Consider the following 19,004-nt stretch of genomic DNA (forward strand, 5'->3'; position numbering starts at 1 on the left):
AGGCACCGCATGACGAAGTTCGTCGTCGTCCCCCAGTGGCAGGGCTCCGGCTCGTCCAGGGCCATGCAGTTGATCGATGGAGCCGAGGCGATCCGTGGCGACCTGCCGACGGCGGCCACGACACTCGTCCACGTGCCGACCGAGGCCGGCGAGGCACTCGACACCGACATCCGGCGCGCCAGTTCCCTCGTGACGACCGCGGAACTCCAACGTCAGGCGCTCGTCGGGATCGACGAGCCCGTCATCACCATCGGTGGGGACTGCGGCGTCGAACTCGCCTCGGTCGGTGAGGCCCTCCGACGCGACCCCGGCATCGCCGTCGTCTGGTTCGACGCCCACGGCGACCTCAACACCCCGCTCAGCTCGCCGTCCGGGTCGTTCAGCGGCATGGTCGCCCGGGCGCTCACCGGCGAAGGCGCCGCGATGCTGCTGCCCGAGGCCCCACTCGATCCCGCCCGACTCGTCCTCGTGGGGGTGCGCGACCTCGACGACGGTGAACTCGCCCACATCGAGGAGCGTGGCATCCCCATGGTCTCCTCGGTGATGACGAGCGCCGCCGAGGTGGTCGCGGCCGTCGAGGCGACGGGCGCCGACCGCGTCTACCTGCACGTGGACGTCGACGTCCTCGACCCCGCGGTCATCGCCGGCGTCAGCTCGGCCGTCCCCTTCGGTCTCGAACTCGGCACCCTGCTCGACTGCATCACCGCCCTCCGGGCACGGTTCGGCTTCGCCGGGGCCGGGGTCACGGGCTTCTCGCCCGGCTCCCCCGACGCCGCAGCCGACGACCTCGGCACCATCCTCCGCATCATCGGCGCGATCAGTCGCGAACCGAAACCCGACAGCACCAACCCGACAGGAGTCACCCCATGAGCCGTACCGTCGATCTCGTCGTCATCGGAGCCGGACCCGTCGGCGAGAACGTCGCCGACTACGCCCACAAGAGCGGTCTGAGCGTCGTCATCGTCGAGAGCGAACTGGTCGGCGGTGAGTGCTCCTACTGGGCCTGCATGCCGTCCAAGGCCCTCATCCGCTCGGGAGCCGCCCTGCGGGCCGCCAAGCGCACGGGGGGAGCCATCCCCGAGGACACCGCGCTCGATCCGCTCAAGGTCCTCGCGCGACGGGACTCGTTCACGAGCGACTGGTCGGACGACGGCCAGGTCGAGTGGCTCGAGGGCGCCGGCATCGAGCTGGTGCGTGGGCACGGTCGCCTGACCGGCGAGCGCGAGGTCACCGTGACGGCCGCCGACGGCTCGACGACGGTGCTCACGGCGACGCACGCCGTCGCGGTCTGCACCGGCTCCGCGGCGCTCCTCCCCGACATCCCCGGGCTGTCGGCGGTGGAGCCGTGGACGAGCCGCGAGGCCACGAGCGTCCAGACCCTGCCCGAGTCCGTCGCCTTCCTCGGTGGCGGCGTCGTCGCCGTCGAGCTCGCGACCGCCTACCGCTCGCTCGGGGTCGACGTCACCCTCGTCGCCCGCAGCGGCCTACTCGGCAACACCGAGCCGTTCGCCGGCGAGCTCGTCGAGTCCTCCCTGCGTGAACTCGGCGTGACGATCGTGCACGCCTCCCCCACCGCCGTCTCCCGGGCCGCCGACGGCGCCGTCACGCTCGAGTTCGACGACCGGGACGCGGTGACGACGGCGGAACTCGTCGTGGCCACCGGCCGGACGCCCCGGACGGACGACCTCGGGCTCGAGACCGTCGGCCTGGAACCGGGTGCCTGGATCGAGGTCGACGATCAGCTCCTCGCTCACGGCAGCGACTGGCTCTACGCCGTCGGCGACGTCAACCACCGGGCTCTCCTGACGCACCAGGGCAAGTACCAGGCACGCGCCGCGGGAGCGGTCATCGCAGCACGGGCGAACGGCGAGGACGTCGACACCAGCCCGTGGAGCGACCACGCGGCGACCGCCGACCACCGTGCCGTGCCGCAGGTCGTCTTCTCCGAGCCCGAGGTCGCAGCCGTCGGACTCACGGCCGCGCAGGCCGAGGCGGCGGGGATCGCCCACCGGGTGGTCGACTACGACCTCGGTGGCATCGCGGGCTCGAGCCTCCACGCCGACGGCTACACCGGGCGGACGAGGATGGTCGTCGACGAGGAGCGCGGCGTGATCATCGGGATGACCTTCGTGGGTCAGGACGTCGCCGAACTCGTCCACGCCGCGACGATCGCCGTCGTCGGTGAGGTGCCGCTGCACCGCCTCTGGCACGCGGTGCCGTCCTACCCGACGATGAGCGAGATCTGGCTGCGACTCCTCGAGACCTACCGGAGCGGTGCGTGACCCGTCCCGGCCACGTCGACGAGCCGCGGAGCCGTCGTTCCGGCGGCCCGTGGCTCGACTCACCCCTGAGCCGGATCGGGTACTGGTACGCCACGCTCACCGGGCTCGTCTGGGGCGCACTCTGGAGCACCGGTCCGGTCGAACGGCGGGGCGGGATGGTCGTCTTCCGCGGGATGCCGTCGTGGACCTTCGGCCGAGGTGGCTCATGCGTCGGCGGGGTGTACCTCACCGACCGGAACGTGTCGACCCGGGTGCTCGAACACGAGGCGGTGCACAAACGGCAGTGGCAGCGGTACGGCATGCTCTTCCCGCTGATGTACGCGATCGCCGGTCGAGATCCGCTCCGGAACCGGTTCGAGATCGAAGCCGGGCTCGAAGCGGGAGGCTACCTGCCGAAACGCCGCTGACGAGCGTCGCGGCGTCTGTGCGATGCCGTGCCGGAGCGGGGGCGTGTCAGTGCGATGCGCGCTCGACCGAGCTCGAGCGCTGACGCGCACCGATGCTCGCCAGGGTCATCCTGAGGTCGTTCCGGAGGCCCGTGAGGTGCTCCGTCTCGCCGCCGATCCACACGTGGTAGTCGGCCGCGTCGTGTCCGTCGACGTCGAGCATCTCGCTCGCCCAGGCCCGCGTCGCTCGCGCGACGGCCTGACCGCGTGCGCACCGGCTGCCCGTTCCGGGTTCCCCCGAACGCGCTGCGCGGACGAGCCACGTCACGACGACGCGTCCCGGCGAGTCGAGGGTGGTGATCGACGCGGCGTCGTCGACCTCGACGAACACCTGACCGCGGGCGCAGATGGGGAGCAGCGCGAGGACCTCGGCCAGCTCGCCGACCGACGACTCGTCGCCCGCGAGCAGCACGTGGCGTGCGTCCGCGACGGCGAACTCCGCCGGATCCTCGAAATAGCTCACGCGAACAGTATAGGCGAGCCTAAGCTCACTTCGATCCCCTGCGCAGGGTCTTCCAAGGCGACGCAGCACATCACGATCCGATCACTCTGTGACGCCCCCTGACACCGTGGCTGGCACCACACACGTCGACTGGGTACGCTCGCTGGAGCCCCAGCGATGCGGCTTTCCGGACGCGGTCCAGTATTCACGCGGCCCAGGCGGGAATGCCCGCTGCCCGGAACCGGTTGTGCGTCTCCAGATGCCGGCCACTCCAGCATCCCCGAAAGGACCTCCATGCGTCATCGTCAGCTGCGTCGTCAGCTCCTCACCGCCGCGATCGCGGTCACCGGCGCCGCCCTCGTCCTCACCGGCTGCGCAGGCCGGGCCGCGACGCCGACGCCCGACGCCGACGCGACCCTGCGGGTCGGTCTCGTCCTGGAGCCCTCCGACCTCAACATCCGCACCACCTCAGGCGCCGCGCTCGACCAGATCCTCATCGACAACGTCTACCAGGGCCTCGTGTCCCGCACCGAGGACAACCAGATCGTCGACACGCTCGCCAAGAGCCACGACATCAGCGCCGACGGTCTCACCTACACCTTCGTCCTCCGCGACGACGTGACCTTCCACGACGGCGCCGCCCTGACCGCGGCCGACGTCGTCGACTCCATCACCCAGGTGCAGCAGGACCCGACCTTCGTCGACAACGTGGCGCTCCAGAAGGTCGCCTCGATCACGGCCGTCGACGACTCGACCGTGCAGCTGCAGCTCACCTCGCCCGACTCCAACCTGTTGTGGACCCTGACCGGTCGCGCAGGACTCGTGCTGGAGTCGGGCGCCACCAACGACCTGTCGACGACCGCCAACGGCACCGGGCCGTTCACCCTGAAGACCTGGAAGCAGGGCGACAGCATCACCTTCGACCGGAACGCGAAGTACTGGGGCGACGCTCCGAAGGTCAAGGAGGTCGTCTTCAGCTACATCCCCGACGCCTCCTCCGCCGTCAACGCCACCCTCGCCGGCGAACTCGACGTGCAGACGGCGCTCGACGCGAACCTCAAGGACCAGATCACCCGCGCCGACGGGTTCAGCATCACCGAAGGCAAGACGACCGACAAGTACACCCTCGCCTTCAACAACCAGCGCGCTCCCCTGAACGACCCCCTCGTCCGGCAGGCGCTCCGCTCCGCCATCGACCACGCCGCGATCGTCGAGGCCGTCGGCGGCGCCGCGGTCGAGCAGTACGGTCCGATCCCCGAGCTCGACCCGGGCTACGAGAACCTCAGCGAGCTCGTGAAGTACGACCCGGACCAGGCGAAGGCGCTGCTCGCCCAGGCCGGCCAGGAGAACCTGTCGCTGACGCTCACGATCCCGAGCTTCTACGGCACCTCGGTGGCCAACGTCCTGGTGTCCGAGTTCAAGGCCATCGGCGTCACCCTCACCGTGAAGAGCGTCGAGTTCCCGACCTGGCTCAACGACGTCTACACGAACAAGGACTACGACCTCAGCTACGTGAACCACGTCGAGGCGCGCGACTTCCAGAACTGGGCGAACCCGAACTACTACTTCGGCTACGACAACGCGCAGGTCCAGTCGCTCTATGCTGAATCCGTAGCGGCGACCGACCCGGCCGTCGCAGCCCAGAAGCTCAAGGAGGCGGCGTACCTCGTGTCGAAGGACAACGCCGCCGACTGGCTCTACACCGCGATCACCCTCACGGTGGTGCGCGACGGTGTGACCGGCTTCCCCGTGGACTCGGTCAACTCGCGCATCAACCTGGCGAAGGTCGCCGTGACCGGGTGACCCGCTTCATCCTGACGAGGCTGGTGCTCCTCCTCGTCGGGCTGCTCGCCGCGAGCGCCCTGATCTTCTTCACCATCAGGGTGCTCCCGGGCGACGTCGCCCAGGTCATCGCCGGAACGGACGCGACGCCCGAGGCGGTCGCCGCGATCCGCGAACAGTTGGGACTCGGCCAGCCCGTCCTCCTGCAGTACCTCGACTGGATCGGCGGGTTGCTCCGCGGCGATCTCGGGAACTCGCTCATCACGGGCACCCCCGTCGCCAGCGAACTCGCCCAGAAGGCGCAGGTCACCGTTCCGCTCGGCATCATGGCGCTCGTGATCGCGCTCGCGTTCAGCGTGCCGCTCGGGGTGTTGGCCGCCGTCCGGCGTACCCGCGCGACGGGCGTCGTCATCTCCTTCGCGTCGCAGGGGCTCGCCGCCGTCCCGGTCGTCTGGGCCGGCATGATGCTCGTGCTCCTCTTCGCCGTCGTGCTCGGTTGGCTCCCGGCGCAGGGCTTCCCGCGCGCGGGCTGGAACGATCCGCTGGCGGCGATCCGCGCCCTCCTCCTCCCGGCACTCACGATCGGCGTCGTCGAGGGCGCGGTCCTGCTGCGCTTCGTCCGTTCCGCCGCCCTCGACGCGATCGGCCAGGACTACGTCCGGACGGCGGCGGCCAAGGGGCTGACCCGTTCGCAAGCACTCATCCGCCATGGGCTGCCGAACGTGGCCCTCTCGGTCGTCACCGTGCTCGGGCTCCAGATCGCCGGGCTCATCGTCGGCAGCGTCATCATCGAACAGCTCTTCACCCTGCCCGGCATCGGGCGCATGCTCGTCGCCGACGTCGGCAACCGCGACCTCGTGAAAGTGCAGGGCGAGCTTCTCGTCCTCACCGGGGTGGTCCTCGTGATCGGTGCCGTCGTGGACGTCGTCCACCGTCTCGCAGACCCGCGACTCCGAGAACGGGAGCGCAGCGCATGACCGCTCGTCAGGATCACGCCCGTCGGCGCACGGCATCAGGCGGACTCCGCACCCTCGTGTCCGGCCCGGCCGGCGTGTTCGGGCTCGTCGTGGTCACCCTGCTCCTCCTGAGCGCCGGCGTCTCCTTCCTCTGGACGCCCTACGACCCCCAGCTCACCGATCCGTTCGCGAAGTGGCTGGCTCCGTCGCCGGCCCATCTGCTCGGCACGGACGAGGTCGGACGCGACATCTTCAGCCTGCTGCTCGTCGGTGCTCGGGTGACCGTGGCCGTCGCGATCGGTTCCGCCGTGGTCTCGACGGTCATCGGGGTCGCCCTCGCCGCCCTCGGTTCACTCACGCGGCGCTGGGTCCGGGAGACGGTCGCGGTACTGATCGACATCCTCATCGCGTTCCCGACCCTCCTGATCGCCATGATGATCGCCTCGGTCTTCGGCGGCTCGCTGTGGGTCGTCATCTGGGCGGTGGGCATCAGCTTCGGCGTGAACATCGCCCGGGTGACCCGCCCCGAGATCCGCCGGGTCTCGCACAGCGAGTACGTGCTCGCCGGCAAGGCCGCCGGTCTCGGACCGGTGAGGAACCTGACGCGGCATCTGCTGCCGAACATCGCACCGGTGTTCATCGTCCAGCTGTCGTGGTCGATGGCGGTCGCGGTCCTCGCCGAGGCGGGCCTGTCGTACCTCGGCTACGGCGCCCCCTCCAGCGTCCCGTCGTGGGGTCGGATGCTCAGTGAGCTGCAGACCTACCTCGCCGTGCACCCGCTGTCGGTGCTGTGGCCGGGGCTCGCCATCACCGTCACCGTCCTCGCCCTCAACCTGCTGGGCGACGCCCTCCGGGACGCGACCGACCCGACCCTCGGTCGCCGGGCCCCCGCCTCGACGCCCACCTCGCCCCAGGGGGTGACCGCATGAGTCTCGACGTCCAGGACCTCGTCGTCACGCTCGGTGGTCGCCGGGTCGTCGACGGCGTGAGCTTCAGCGTGCCGGCGGGCGCACGGTTCGGCCTCATCGGCGAGTCCGGTTCCGGGAAGTCGCTGACGGCGCTGGCGATCCTCGGCCTCCTCCCCGACGGCGCGTCGGTGAGCGGTAGCATCCGCTGGCAGGGCGAGGAACTCCTCGGCCGGGACGACCGCGAACTGGCGCGGATCCGCGGGCGTGAGATCGGGATCGTGTTCCAGGAACCTCGGACGGCGCTCAACCCGATCCGCACCATCGGACGTCAGATCGGCGAGTCACTGCGCATCCACGAGGGGCTGTCGAAACGGGAAGCACTCGACCGGGCCGTCGAACTCGCCGCGCGGGTCCGTCTGCCCGACCCCGAGCGCATCGTCCGGCGGTACCCGCACCAGCTGTCCGGCGGGCAACGCCAGCGGGTCGCGGCCGCCATCGCCCTCGCCTGCGGACCCTCCCTGCTCATCGCGGACGAACCGACCACGGCGCTCGACGTCACCATCCAGTCGGAGATCCTGGGCCTCTTCGAACGTCTCGTGAGCGAGACCGGGGCGTCCCTCGTCTTCATCACGCACGACCTCGCGGTCCTTTCCCGGATCGCCAGCGATGCTGTGGTACTCGCGCAGGGCAAGGTCGTCGAGGCCGGGCCCGTCGCACAGCTGCTCTCGACGCCGGTGTCGCCCGTGACGCAGCGGCTGTTGGCCGCCGCGAAGACCATGAGCTGGAAGGGCGAGGACGATGACTGAGCCGCTGCTCCGCGCCAAGGGCCTCGGACGGGTCTACACGAACCCGCGGGAGTCGGTCTTCCAGCGCCCGAGCCGCACCGCCGCGCTCCACCCGAGCGACCTCGTCGTCGCCCCGGGTGAGGCCGTCGGAATCATCGGCGAATCGGGGTCGGGCAAGTCGACGCTCGTCCGCCTCCTGCTCGCGCTCGACGCCCCGAGCTCCGGCACGGTCGAGTTCGACGGCCGTCCGGTCAGCGCCGCGGCGAGCGCCAGGAGTCTGCACTGGTTCCGTCGACAGACAGGTGTGGTGTTCCAGGACCCGTACGCGTCGCTCGACCCGCGGATGAGTATCGGGCGGATCGTCGCCGAGCCGCTCTCCGCGCTCGGGATCGACGGCGACCACCGTTCCAAGGTGCGCGCGGTACTCCGGCTCGTCGGTCTCGACGCCGACGCGGCCGACCGCTTCCCGCATGAGTTCTCCGGTGGTCAGCGCCAGCGCATCGCCCTCTCGCGAGCGATCGTGCACCGCCCTCGCCTCCTCGTCGGCGACGAACCCCTCAGCGCGCTCGACGTCACCGTCCGCGCGCAGATCCTCGAGTTGCTCGGCGGGCTGCGGCAGGAGCTCGGGCTCGCGATCGTGCTCGTCTCGCACGACATCGGCGTGGTGCAGCATCTCTGCGACCGGGTCGTCGTCATGCGCGACGGATCGATCGTCGAGGAGGGTCCGGTCGCCAAGGTCCTCAGTCGGCCCTCGCACCCGTACACGACCCAGCTGCTCGCCTCGGTCCCCCGCCTCTGACGCCGCCCAGCTCCCGTGCCACCGTCTCGGTCCCTGAGCCACCATCCCCCGGTCCCTCAGCGACCATCCCCGGTCCCTCAGACACCATCCGGTCCCTCAGACACCATCCAGTCCCTGAGCCTGTCGAACGGCCTCAGGCGGACGGCTCCGCCAGGCGCCGGTGCCGGCGCAGCGCCGCGCGCTGGCTCGGCGACTCACCGTGCAGGACGAGCCCCACGATCCACAGGACGACCCGCGTCGCCGTCACGACCGGCAGCGGGATCGGACCGAGGTGCGCGGTGCGCAGCCCGAGGATGCGGCGGTACTCGGCTGGGATCGTCGCGACGGCTCCCGCGAAGAGGATCCCGTAGGCGGGGAGCAGCGAGCGGTCGAGCGGCGGACGCCGGAGGAACGCCAGGGTCTCGTCCACCCTCGGGCCGCCGGTCAGCTCGCCCGCGTCGAGGTATCCGCGCAGCTGTCGGGCCAGCTCGGCCTCGGAGCGGGGCGGGTCGACGACGCCCATGAGCTCACCCGCGAGTGCCCAGTCGGCCACATAGGCGTCCGCACCACCGGGGATCCGGCCACCCCAGGTCTGTCGCACGCTCAGGAAGGCGTCGGTGAACGCGAGGTGCACCCAGCGCAGGAGGTCCGGGTCGTTGGCCGCGTACGGGCGCACCACGCCATGGGCGTCGAGGTATTCCCCGACGACGCGTTCGTGGAGCTTGAGCACGTAGTCGCTCGTCCGACGGGCCGTGTCGCGGTCGCCGTAGGTGACGGTGAAGATCCAGCGGATGGTGCCGTCGAGCCGTCCGAGCGGGTCCTCCCGGTACCGGGACCAGTCGTGCACGCCGGCGAGCGCCCCGGGGTGGGCCGCCTGCAGGAGGAGCGCCCGGATGCCGGCGACCATGGTCTCGACACCGCCGTGCACCGTCCAGGCCGCGGAGTCGGGCGTGAAGAACCCCGCGTCGGTGCCGTCCTCGAGATCGAGCGTCCACTGCGGCGGGCGGTCCTGCTCCACCGCGAAGACCGCGAGGATGCGTGAGCGGAGCCCGGCGAGCAGGCGGGTGCGCAGGCGGGAGACCGGTCGCCGTCCAGTGCCGACATCCACCACTCGATCGTCCTCCACTCGCCGTCACGACGAGCCTACGTCGGGATGCCGGCGGCCCCACCCGTAGGGGGATCATCTCCTCCATCGCGGTCCCTGAGCCTGTCGAAGGGCGCCTCGGCAGGGCCCCGGTCACCGGATGGGCTTGCGCGCTTCGATGAGGGTTCGGGAGGAGTGCGCGACGAACGGGCCGTCCCCCTGCAGGGAACGGTGCAGCTCCTGCAGGCGGTCGAGGTAGCGCGCGGAGGTGAATCCGGGCACCATCCAGATCACCTTGCGCAGGAACCAGACGATCGCACCGACGTCATGGAACTCGATGCGCAGCCGTTCGGTCCGCAACTCGACGATCTCGAGCCCGGCGGCACGGGCGGCGGCGGCCTCGTCGTCGGGATGACGCGCGCGACGGACCGCTTCGGGCTGTGGGCCGAGGAAGGCCTCGACGAGTTCGAACACGCTCGCCGGTCCGACGTGCTGGGCGAGGTAGCTGCCGCCCGGGGCGATCACCCGAGCCACGTCGGTCCAGTCCACGGCGACGGGATGCCGACTCGACACGAGCGCGAACGAGTCGTCCGCGAACGGCAATGGAGCACCCTCCTCTGTGCGAACGACGACGACGCCGCGCGGGTGCAGGCGGGCGGCGGCTCGGGCGAGGTTCGGTGGCCAGGACTCGGTGGCGGCGGCGAGCGGTGGAAGCACCGGCGCCGTGTCCAACACCTCTCCCCCGCCGGTCTCGAGGTCGAGCGAGGACGGGACGTCGGCCAGACGTCTCCCGAGCAACTCCGAGAACCGCCAGGAGGGGCGCTCCTCACTGGCCCGGCCGTCGAGCCAGGAGAAGTCCCACCCGTCGACCGAGGCGGCGTCGGCCTCGGCGACGAGGTCGTCGAACGATCGTGACATGGTCTCCTCCGTGCGCGGCTCCGTGCTCGGTGCGCTCATCCGACGGCCTCGAACCGGCTCGGATCGAGCCGCTCGACGTCGAACCGCGGCACCGCGTCGAGCAGCTCCCGAGTGTACGCGTGCTGCGGATGCCCGAGGACGGCCGAGGCCGGGCCCGACTCGACGACGCGCCCGTTGGACAGCACCGTCACCTCGTCGGCGATCTGCCTGACGAGACCGAGGTCGTGCGAGATGAACAGGTAGCTGAGCGCGTGCTCGTCCCGGATGTCGAGGAGCAGTTCGACGATCTGCGCCTGCACCGAGACGTCGAGCGCCGAGGTGGGCTCGTCGAGGACGAGCACCGACGGCGCGAGGACGAGCGTCCTCGCGAGTGCGACCCGTTGGCGCTGACCGCCCGACACCTCCCGTGCACGACGCCCCTGCGCACTCGCGGGGAGGGCGACCTGGTCGAGGATGGTCGCGACGCGGCGCCGGCGTTCGGCGGCGCTCCGCACCCCGTGGATCCGCAGGGGCTCCTCGATGATCTGTCCGACGGTGTACCGCGGATCGACCGCCGAAAGCGGGTTCTGGTAGACCAGCTGGAGGTCGCGCGCGAAGGGGTTGGCGACGGCGTTGTCCCGCGGGAGTTCCCGGCCGACGACACGCACCGAGCCGTCGTCGAAGGAGCTGAGCCCGGCGACGATGCGCGCGAGCGTCGATTTGCCCGACCCGGACTCGCCGACGAGCGCGTGGATCGAACGCGGACGGAGGACGAGCGACGCGCCGTCGAGTGCGGGCGGCGCCTGCGGATCGCGTGCGAACCGTTTGGACACGTGCGACACCTCGACCACCGCGGGCGCCGCGTTCGTCTCGCCGCGCTGCTCCGCCTGCACCTGCTCGGCCGCAGCGCGGATGCGTTCCCGGTAGCGCAAGGGCGAGGACGCGGGCGAGTCGGAGAGCAGCCCCACCGTGTAGGGGTGCCGCGGTGCGAGCAACACCTCCTCGGCCGGGCCCGACTCACGGACGTTCCCGTCCTGTAGGACCACGATCGCGTCGCTGCGCTCCTGCGCCAGCGCCAGGTCGTGGGTGATGAAGAGGATCCCGAGCCCGAGCTCCTGCCGGAGGCCGTCGAGGAGGTCGAGGATGCGCCGTTGGACGGTCACGTCGAGCGCGGACGTCGGCTCGTCGGCGATGAGCAGCTTGGGCCTCGCCGCGATGGCGATCGCGATGAGCACCCGCTGCAACTGCCCGCCCGAGAGCTCGTGCGGGTAGGACCGCACGCGGGCCGAGGCCTGACGGATGCCCACGTGCTCGAGCAACTCGATCACGCGCGCGGGGACCTCCGAGCGTGGGGTGTCGCCCGCCACCTGGACCGCCTGGGCGATCTGCACGCCGATCCGCTGCAGCGGGTCGAGTGAACTCAGCGGATCCTGCGGGATGAAACCGAGCGTCGAGCCGCGCAGGGGGCGCCACTGCTTCCGGGAGAAATCGGCGACCTCGTGTCCGGCGACCGTGACCCGACCGGCGGTGACCGAGCCGTTGCCGGGGAGGAGCCCCGCGACCGCCCGGGCGATCGTGCTCTTCCCCGAACCGGACTGACCCACGAGCGACACCGTCTCGCCGCGTCCCACCTGGAACGACACGTCGCGCACCGTGTCGGTCGGCCCCCTCGAGCCGCGCGTCCGGTACCCGACGGCGAGTCCGTCGACGAGCAACGGCACCGGAGCCGCGTCGACGACGTGGAGTGCGCTGTGCTGCAGGGCTGCCTGGTTCATGCGGTGGTCCTCTCGCGGGTGAGTCGGCTGAGACGGCTGATGGCGAGCACGGTGACGGCGATCACGAGGCCCGGGACGACGACGAGCCACGGCGAGGACACGACGTACTGACGACCCTCGGAGACGAGCAGACCCCACTCCGGGTCGGGCGGCGGAGCTCCGTACCCGAGGAAGCTGAGCGAGGAGATCCAGATGATCGCGAGTCCGAACTGGAGGGCCGTGAGCGACAGCACCGCAGAGTAGGAGTTCGGGAAGACGTGCTTGGCGAGGACGTACGCCCGCGAACCGCCGAGATGGTGACTCGCCTCGACGAACGGCAGGTCCTTCACCGTCAACACCTCGGAGCGCATGATCCTCGTGAACGCCGCGATCGAGGAGATCCCCACGGCGACGGCCGCGTTCAGGGTGCCGAAGCCGAGCGCCACGACGACGACCATCGCGAGGAGCAGCCCGGGGATCGAGAGCAGCACGTCGACGATCCGGCTGATGACGGCGTCGACGAGACCGCCGAACGACGCGGCGACGAGCCCGAGGACCGTGCCGGCGCCGAGACCGATGAGGACGGCGACCGCCGAGCCGAGCAGGGTCCGACCGGTGCCGTGGATCACCCGCGACAGCAGGTCGCGACCGAGAGAGTCGGTTCCGAACCAGTGCGCGACCGATGGAGCGGCGAGCGCGTTGGCGTCATCGGGCTCGAGCGGGTCGTACGGCGTGAGGAGGCCGGGTGCGACCACGGACACGAGGACGAGACCGACCACGATGATCGCCAGGACGTCAGCGACCCCGAGGCGGCCGAGGAGTCGACGGAACGCGTCCGGTCCGTCGTCGGCCGCGGTGACGTCGCGGTCCGGTCGGAGTCGGAGGCTCATGCGTCCACGCTCGCTTTCGTCGGGATACCGTCGGGCACCGCCGTCCCCGTCGCCGCCGCTGTCGCGACCGTCGGCCTGGCGAGGCGGGAGCGTCGGGACCGCCCATGCCCCGGGCGGACGATGCGCGGGTCGAGGACGGGGTAGACGAGGTCGGTCACGAGATTGATGCCGACGTAGATGGAGGAGATGAGGATGACGACGGCCAGGATCACCGGGGTGTCCTGATCGCGCACGCTCTCGAAGGTGATGAATCCGAGGCCGGTGCGGGTGAACACGGCCTCGACGACGACGGCACCGGCCAGCAGCTCTCCGACGACGAGGGCGAGCATCGTGATCGACGGGATCGCACCGTTCTTCAGGACGTGGCCGAGGGCGATCCGGACCTCGCTCGTCCCCTTCGCGCGGAGCACGGTGACGAAGGGTTCGTCCGCAGCCTTCCGGAGTCCCTGGATCAACACCTGCGTCAACGGACCGTTGACGGCGAGCGCCAGGGTCAGTGCCGGGAGCACGTAGGACACGAAGCCCTGATCGCGCACCGACGACACCCAGCCGAGCTGGAAGGAGAAGATCGCGAGGAGCACGAAGCCGATGAGGAAGCTCGGCGCGGAGATCGAGGCGATGGGCGCTGAGGCCGCGATGCTCCTGATCGCCCTGACGGGGGCGTACACGGCGGTGAGTGCGATGGCGAGCGACAGCACGATCGTCATGACGAACGCCACGCCTGCGAGCACAATGGTGTCCGAGAAGCCCTGCGCGACGAGGTCCGAGACGGCACGACCGCTGACCAGCGAGTACCCCAGGTCTCCCTGGAAGAGTCGGCTCACCGTCAGCGCGAACTGTTCGATCGGCGACAGGTCGAAGTGGTAGTAGGCCCGCAGTGCTTCGCCGGCGGACGGGGGCAGTGGGTTGAGCGGGCTCGTCAGCTTGTTCTCGATGGGGTCGCCGGGCAGGACGAAGAGGGTGAAGAAGACGAGCGTGTAGACGAGGGCGATCACGAGGAGCGCCTGGGCGACGCGCCTGATCACGTACTCGCGGTACTGCCGGCGTCGCGTGTCCGCCGCGCTGGCGTTCGGATGCTGGTTGGACATGTGGGGCCTCCTCTCGGAAAGGGACGGGACCGGAGACGGGAGGGCCGTCCGGTCGACGGCCCTCCCGCTCGCTCAGTCCTCGATCGAGGTGTTGTAGAACTCCGGCAGGGCGCCGTCGGTGAGGGAGAAGCCCTTCACCCGCTGCTGGGTGACGAACACCTGACTGTCGTTGAGGATCGGGACGACGTAGGCCTGGTCGATCAGGTGGTCCTGGATCTGTCCGAGGATCGCCGCACGGGTGTCGTCGTCGGTCGCCGCGTTCTGCGCGTCGAGCAGCGACTGCAGGGTCGTGTCGGAGCCGGCGAGACCGAGGAGGTCGGACCCGTCCTTGCTGTAGTACTCGCTGAGGCCCTTCGAGGGGTCAGGGTGCGGCCAACCGACTCGGAGCGCTCCGACCTCCGGGTCCGCGAACGCGGTCGCCCAGTAGGTGGAGTAGTCGAGCTCGTTGAGTGACAGCTCGATCCCGACGTCCTTGAACTGGTTCTGGATCTGCTGGAAGAGGCTCTTCGCCGTGTTGTCGTAGACGTCGATGTAGGTCTTCACCGTGAGCCGCTCGCCGCCCTTCGTGCGGTAGCCGTCCGCGTCGCGCTCGGTCCAGCCGGCGCCGTCGAGGAGGCGGTTCGCCGCATCCGGGTCGTAGGCGAACTTCGCCGATTCGTCGACGTAGCCGAAGGTGCCAGGCGACAGGACCGACGTCGCGGGCGTCCAGCTGTCGGTGTACTGCGTCTCGATGATCTGCTCACGGTCGATCGCGTGCAGCAGCGCCTTGCGGACGTCGACGTCGTCGAGGAACGGCGCCTGGCTGCGGAGGAACCACTGGTTGCTGAGACCGACACCCGTCTTGGACACGATGTCGTAGCCGGCGTCGACGAGCCCCTGCTCCTCGCTCGGTTGGACGTAGCGGATGACGTCCGCCTCGCCCGACTTCAGGGTGCCGAGCCGGACGCTGTCCTCCTGCACGGGGATGACCGTGACCGAGGCAAGGTGCGCCTCGCCCTGGTTCGGGGAGGACGGCGGGGCCCACGCGTACCCCTCACGACGGTCGAGCACGATCTCCTTGCCGTAGGTCTCGGAGGCGACGACGAAGGGACCGGAGCCGATGAGGTTCACGAACTTCGACTGCTCCTCCTTACTCGCGTCGATCGTGGCGTCGGCGACGAGCCCGGATCCCCACCCGGTGAGCACGTTGAGGAAGGGCGCGTAGGGTGCGGCGAGGACGACGGTGACGGTGCTGGTCGCGTCGTCCGGCGTCGCCACGAGACCGGACGGGAACTGTGCGTTCGGGGTCGTCCCCTTCGCCTCGTCGCCGGTCGACTGCCAGTTCAGGTTCTTCGCGACGCTCGCGGCGTCGACGGCGGTGCCGTCGCTGTAGGTGACGCCGTCACGGATCACGAAGGTGTACGTGAGACCGTCGGGGCTGACGGTCCAGGAGTCGGCGATCCACGGTTCGAGTTCGCCCGTCTCCGCGTTCCGGTAGAGCAGGCGGTCGGTGATGTTCTGCTGCAGCGCACGGGTCTGCCACGTGCCCGCCTCCTGCACCTGCGCCGAGGTGGGGATCTCCGCATCGAGGTAGGTGAGGCTGCCACCGTCCGCGTCGGACGAGGCCGACGCCGCCGAGCAGCCGGTCAGCGCGATGCTCACGGCGACGAGGGCTGCGGCGGCGAGTCGTGCTCGCCGTCTGGTGGTTCGAGTCATGACGGGTACTCCTGTGGGTCGGGGTGGTCCGGTGCTGCGCCGGCGTGGTTGCCCATCCTGGACGGCGCACCGGGCCACCCCGCTGCTCTGTTACGACAGGTTTCCCGCGGGTTCCCTCGATGACGCCGTGTGACCGTCGATGGTCCCCTCGTGCCGGTCGCCGAGGTTCCGTCCTCCGCGGTATCGTGCGGCCGGGTGGTCGTCGGGGAGCCGGGCCGCCCCGCCGGTCAGGCGCTCGCGGAGCGTCTCCCCCGGTCGATACGCGTCGCGCAGCCGCCCTCGGCGACGCAGCTCCGGCACGACGAGTTCGACGAAATCGGTGAGCGTGTCGAGGCTGTGGTACTGCCGCAGGTTGATGCCGTCGATACCGACCTCCAACCATCGCTCGATCTCGTCGGCCACGACCTCGGGGGTGCCGACGGCGAAGAAATCCCGCTCGAGGTCGCTGCCGACCCGGCTGATGAACTCGCCGACGGTGCCGGCCGTCACCTGGGGCGGGAGCGCGTCGGCCGGGACCCCCTCTGCGGCGAGCGCCTCGGCGACCGTCCGGTCCGCCGGGTGCGCCTCCGGGTCGAACGGCAGCCCGGCGTGGACGAACCGGCCGACGATGCTCGCGTGCTCCCGGTACTGCGCGGCCTTCGCCTCGGCCTCCTCCTGCGTCGGCGCGACGATGACGGCGGCCTGGACGACGATCTTGAGCGCGGCCCCGTCGCGTCCGTTGTCGGCCGCCGCCGCACGGAACCGTTCCAGGAGCGGTCCTGCACCACCGGGACCCCGTACGCCCGTGAACACCGCCTCGGCGTGCCGTCCGGCGAACGCGATGCCGGCCGGCGAGGCGGTCGCGGTGTAGAGCAGCGGTGTCCGCTGCGCGCTGGGCTCGGACAGGTGCGGTCCGGCGACCTGGAAGTAGCGCCCGACGTGGTCGATGTACCGCACCTTGTCGGGGTCCGAGTAGACGCCGGCCTCCCGGTCACGGATGACGGCGTCGTCGTCCCAGGACCCCTCCCAGAGCTTGTAGAGGACGTCCAGGTACTCCTCGGCGATCGCGAACCGCTCGTCGTGCGGGATCTCCTCGGCGAGGCCGAAGTTGCGTGCGGCGTTGGGCAGGTACGAAGTGACGATGTTCCACGCGACGCGGCCGTTCGTCAGGTGGTCGAGGGTGCTCATGCGACGGGCGAAGGCGAACGGCGGCTCGTAGCTCGTCGAGAAGGTGATGCCGAAGCCGAGGTGCTCGGTCACGGCGGCCATCGCGGGGACGACGAGCAGGGGGTCGTTGTTCGGGATCTGCAGGCCCTCGCGCAGGGCGTCGGCCGGGCCGCCACGGAACACGTCGTAGGCGCCGACCACGTCGGCGATGAAGATCGCGTCGAACCCGCCCGCCTCCGCCGTCCGGGCGAGCGTCGTCCAGTACCGGATGTCGGTGTACTGGTCGCGTCGGTTGTCCGGCAGGCGCCAGAGGCCGTGGGTGATGTGGCTCACGCAGTTCATCTCGAACAGGTTGAGGATGAGCTGCTTGGGGTGGGACTGCGTCGGGCTGGACGGTGCGTTGATGATCGACTCCTCCGGTGCGGCGGTGATCGGTCCGTCCGGACCGGGCCGTCTGAGCACCCTAGGCGCAGCGGGAGGGGCGAGGTCCGGCCGCGGTGTCACATCACGTCATACGGAGCGCTGCGACGCGGGGTTCACGTCGATCGGTCAGCGGGCGACGGGTCAGCGGGCGACGGGTCAGCGGGCGACGGACGGGACGCGGTCCTGCCAGCGCAGGCGCCGCTCCAGTTGCGCACCGAGGGCGAGCAGGGTCGCCTCGCCTCCGGGACGCCCGATCAGCTGGACACCCATCGGCAGCCCCTCGGACGTCTCGTGCACCGGGAGCGTGATGGCCGGCAAGCCGGTCGCGTTCACGAAGGAGGTGTGGGGCGCGTAGCGCACCTGCTGCTCGAAGTTCAGCTCGGGCGAGTCCTGGTCGTACCACCCGATGGGACGTGGCGTCTGGGCGAGGGCCGGCGTGATGATCGCGTCGAACGGCGCGAACTGCGCGAGGACGCTGCGTTCGAACCGGTGGAGACTGGCGAGCGTCTCCATCAGCCGGGTCGCCGGCAGCGCCCGACCGCGCTCGACGAGGGACCTCGTGATGGGTTCGAGGAGCGTCAGCTCCGCCTCCGAGGTCGCCGGCACACCGGCCGCCGAGGCCTGCCAGATCGTCGTGAAGTCGGCCGGGTACCGTTCGGCGTCGCGGAGGGTGAGCTCCTCCAGGCCGTGCCCCATCGCGGCGAACGCCCGGGTGGCGACGTCGACGGCCGCGAGGGCCTCAGGGTCGACCGCCAGCTCGAAGGCACTGTCCCAGGGTGAGCCGGCGAGGACCGCCAGCTGGAACCGGCCCTCGCCGCGCACGGCGTGCCCGAGCAGCGGTCCGTCGTCGGCGTCGGGTGCGCGCAGCGTGAAGTGGTGGTCGATGCGTCCGTGGACGCGCTCGATCATCGCGTCGAGCAGGAGGGCCGCGTCGGCGACGGTCCGGGCGATCGGCCCGGGGACGACGAGGCCGGCGAGTCGGTCGACACCGGAGCCCGCGGGGACGAGCCCCCGCGTGGGCTTCAGACCGACGAGCCCGCAGGCGGCCGCAGGGATGCGGACGGAGCCGCCGCCGTCGGAGCCGGGGGCGAACGGGAGGAGCCGCGCGGCGACGGCGGCTGCGGCCCCGCCACTCGACCCGGCCGCCCCACGGTCGAGGGCCCACGGGTTCCGGGTCGGTGTCCCGTCGAGCGGCTCCGTGTAGCCGTAGAGCCCGAACTCCGGGGTCGCGGTCTTCCCGAGGCTCACCGCACCGGCCCGGTCGAGGACGCCGACGAGCTCGTCGTCGGTCGTCGCCACGAGATCCGCTGTGAGCCGCGACCCGAAGCGGACGGGCTGACCGGCACGGGACACGAGGTCCTTGTCGCCGATCGGGAGTCCCCAGAGCGGTGCGGTCCGAGGTAGTGCCTCGACCGCCTCCACCCGCTCCGCGAGCGATCCGGCGGCGACCGAGGTGAAGGCGCCGATCGCATCGTCGAGCCGCTCGATGCGGTCGAGGTAGTGCCGGGCGAGCTCCGTCGGCGAGACCTCGTCCCGCTGCAACGCCTGCCACTGCTCGAGCGCCGTCAGCTCGTGGAGTTCCGCCATGCGACCAGCCTAGAGGCGGCGCTCTCCCGTGGTCTCCGTTCTCCGGCCGTTCCGGTCCCTG

The 19,004-nt window shown here is 70.7% G+C and carries 17 protein-coding genes; 8 read left to right on the forward strand and 9 right to left on the reverse strand.

What is annotated here, in order from left to right; all coding sequences use genetic code 11:
• Positions 1-9 precede the first annotated feature (9 nt).
• Genes AC4PMY_RS15905 through AC4PMY_RS15915 form a run of 3 tightly spaced genes read left to right on the forward strand, consistent with a single transcriptional unit; the run spans position 10 to position 2,689 of the window.
• On the forward strand, positions 10-870 hold the full coding sequence (locus AC4PMY_RS15905; protein WP_064295283.1) for an arginase family protein: 861 nt from the start codon (positions 10-12) through the stop codon (positions 868-870).
• Positions 867-2,282 carry a dihydrolipoyl dehydrogenase family protein gene (locus tag AC4PMY_RS15910; protein ID WP_491623174.1) on the forward strand — a complete coding sequence of 472 codons (1,416 nt, stop codon included), beginning with the start codon at positions 867-869 and terminating at the stop codon, positions 2,280-2,282. The genes AC4PMY_RS15905 and AC4PMY_RS15910 overlap by 4 nt, the downstream gene beginning before the upstream one ends.
• Positions 2,279-2,689: a Fe-S oxidoreductase gene (locus tag AC4PMY_RS15915; RefSeq protein ID WP_491623175.1), complete on the forward strand. Its 411-nt coding sequence runs from the start codon at positions 2,279-2,281 to the stop codon at positions 2,687-2,689. The genes AC4PMY_RS15910 and AC4PMY_RS15915 overlap by 4 nt, the downstream gene beginning before the upstream one ends.
• A gap of 46 nt (positions 2,690-2,735) precedes the next feature.
• Here AC4PMY_RS15915 and AC4PMY_RS15920 read toward each other — a convergent pair whose 3' ends face one another.
• Positions 2,736-3,191, reverse strand: coding sequence for an SIP domain-containing protein (locus AC4PMY_RS15920; RefSeq protein ID WP_159453431.1), 456 nt, complete (start codon positions 3,189-3,191; stop codon positions 2,736-2,738).
• Between the two features lie 273 nt (positions 3,192-3,464).
• Here AC4PMY_RS15920 and AC4PMY_RS15925 point away from each other — a divergent pair, with 273 nt between their 5' ends.
• Genes AC4PMY_RS15925 through AC4PMY_RS15945 form a run of 5 tightly spaced genes read left to right on the forward strand, consistent with a single transcriptional unit; the run spans position 3,465 to position 8,400 of the window.
• A complete protein-coding gene (locus AC4PMY_RS15925; RefSeq protein WP_491623176.1) occupies positions 3,465-4,973 on the forward strand; it encodes an ABC transporter substrate-binding protein in 1,509 nt (502 codons plus the stop codon).
• On the forward strand, positions 4,970-5,929 hold the full coding sequence (locus AC4PMY_RS15930) for an ABC transporter permease (RefSeq protein WP_079002777.1): 960 nt from the start codon (positions 4,970-4,972) through the stop codon (positions 5,927-5,929). Before AC4PMY_RS15925 ends, AC4PMY_RS15930 begins: the two co-directional genes overlap by 4 nt.
• A complete protein-coding gene (locus AC4PMY_RS15935) occupies positions 5,926-6,837 on the forward strand; it encodes an ABC transporter permease (protein WP_491623177.1) in 912 nt (303 codons plus the stop codon). The genes AC4PMY_RS15930 and AC4PMY_RS15935 overlap by 4 nt, the downstream gene beginning before the upstream one ends.
• Positions 6,834-7,622 carry an ATP-binding cassette domain-containing protein gene (locus tag AC4PMY_RS15940; RefSeq protein ID WP_491623178.1) on the forward strand — a complete coding sequence of 263 codons (789 nt, stop codon included), beginning with the start codon at positions 6,834-6,836 and terminating at the stop codon, positions 7,620-7,622. The genes AC4PMY_RS15935 and AC4PMY_RS15940 overlap by 4 nt, the downstream gene beginning before the upstream one ends.
• Positions 7,615-8,400 (forward strand): ABC transporter ATP-binding protein, encoded by a 786-nt coding sequence (locus tag AC4PMY_RS15945; protein ID WP_491623179.1) that lies wholly within the window; start codon positions 7,615-7,617, stop codon positions 8,398-8,400. Before AC4PMY_RS15940 ends, AC4PMY_RS15945 begins: the two co-directional genes overlap by 8 nt.
• A gap of 133 nt (positions 8,401-8,533) precedes the next feature.
• Here the strand turns inward: AC4PMY_RS15945 and AC4PMY_RS15950 are convergent, their stop codons facing one another.
• From AC4PMY_RS15950 to AC4PMY_RS15985, 8 genes are all read right to left on the reverse strand, one after another.
• Entirely contained in the window at positions 8,534-9,487 is a 954-nt protein-coding gene (locus AC4PMY_RS15950) for an oxygenase MpaB family protein (RefSeq protein WP_491623180.1), read from the reverse strand.
• A gap of 129 nt (positions 9,488-9,616) precedes the next feature.
• A complete protein-coding gene (locus tag AC4PMY_RS15955; protein ID WP_491623181.1) occupies positions 9,617-10,381 on the reverse strand; it encodes a class I SAM-dependent methyltransferase in 765 nt (254 codons plus the stop codon).
• 35 nt (positions 10,382-10,416) lie between these two features.
• Entirely contained in the window at positions 10,417-12,135 is a 1,719-nt protein-coding gene (locus AC4PMY_RS15960) for a dipeptide ABC transporter ATP-binding protein (RefSeq protein ID WP_491623182.1), read from the reverse strand.
• A complete protein-coding gene (locus AC4PMY_RS15965) occupies positions 12,132-13,004 on the reverse strand; it encodes an ABC transporter permease (RefSeq protein WP_285039456.1) in 873 nt (290 codons plus the stop codon). Before AC4PMY_RS15965 ends, AC4PMY_RS15960 begins: the two co-directional genes overlap by 4 nt.
• Positions 13,001-14,092, reverse strand: a complete 1,092-nt coding sequence (locus AC4PMY_RS15970; RefSeq protein WP_491623183.1) for an ABC transporter permease — start codon at positions 14,090-14,092, stop codon at positions 13,001-13,003. Before AC4PMY_RS15970 ends, AC4PMY_RS15965 begins: the two co-directional genes overlap by 4 nt.
• Before the next feature lie 72 nt (positions 14,093-14,164).
• Positions 14,165-15,787 carry an ABC transporter substrate-binding protein gene (locus AC4PMY_RS15975; RefSeq protein ID WP_491623184.1) on the reverse strand — a complete coding sequence of 541 codons (1,623 nt, stop codon included), beginning with the start codon at positions 15,785-15,787 and terminating at the stop codon, positions 14,165-14,167.
• A gap of 90 nt (positions 15,788-15,877) precedes the next feature.
• Positions 15,878-17,395: an NtaA/DmoA family FMN-dependent monooxygenase gene (locus AC4PMY_RS15980; RefSeq protein WP_491623185.1), complete on the reverse strand. Its 1,518-nt coding sequence runs from the start codon at positions 17,393-17,395 to the stop codon at positions 15,878-15,880.
• Between the two features lie 117 nt (positions 17,396-17,512).
• Positions 17,513-18,943 (reverse strand): amidase, encoded by a 1,431-nt coding sequence (locus AC4PMY_RS15985; RefSeq protein WP_121291836.1) that lies wholly within the window; start codon positions 18,941-18,943, stop codon positions 17,513-17,515.
• Positions 18,944-19,004: the final 61 nt, after the last annotated feature.

The organism is Plantibacter sp. MDV22-iso1, assembly GCF_058408345.1.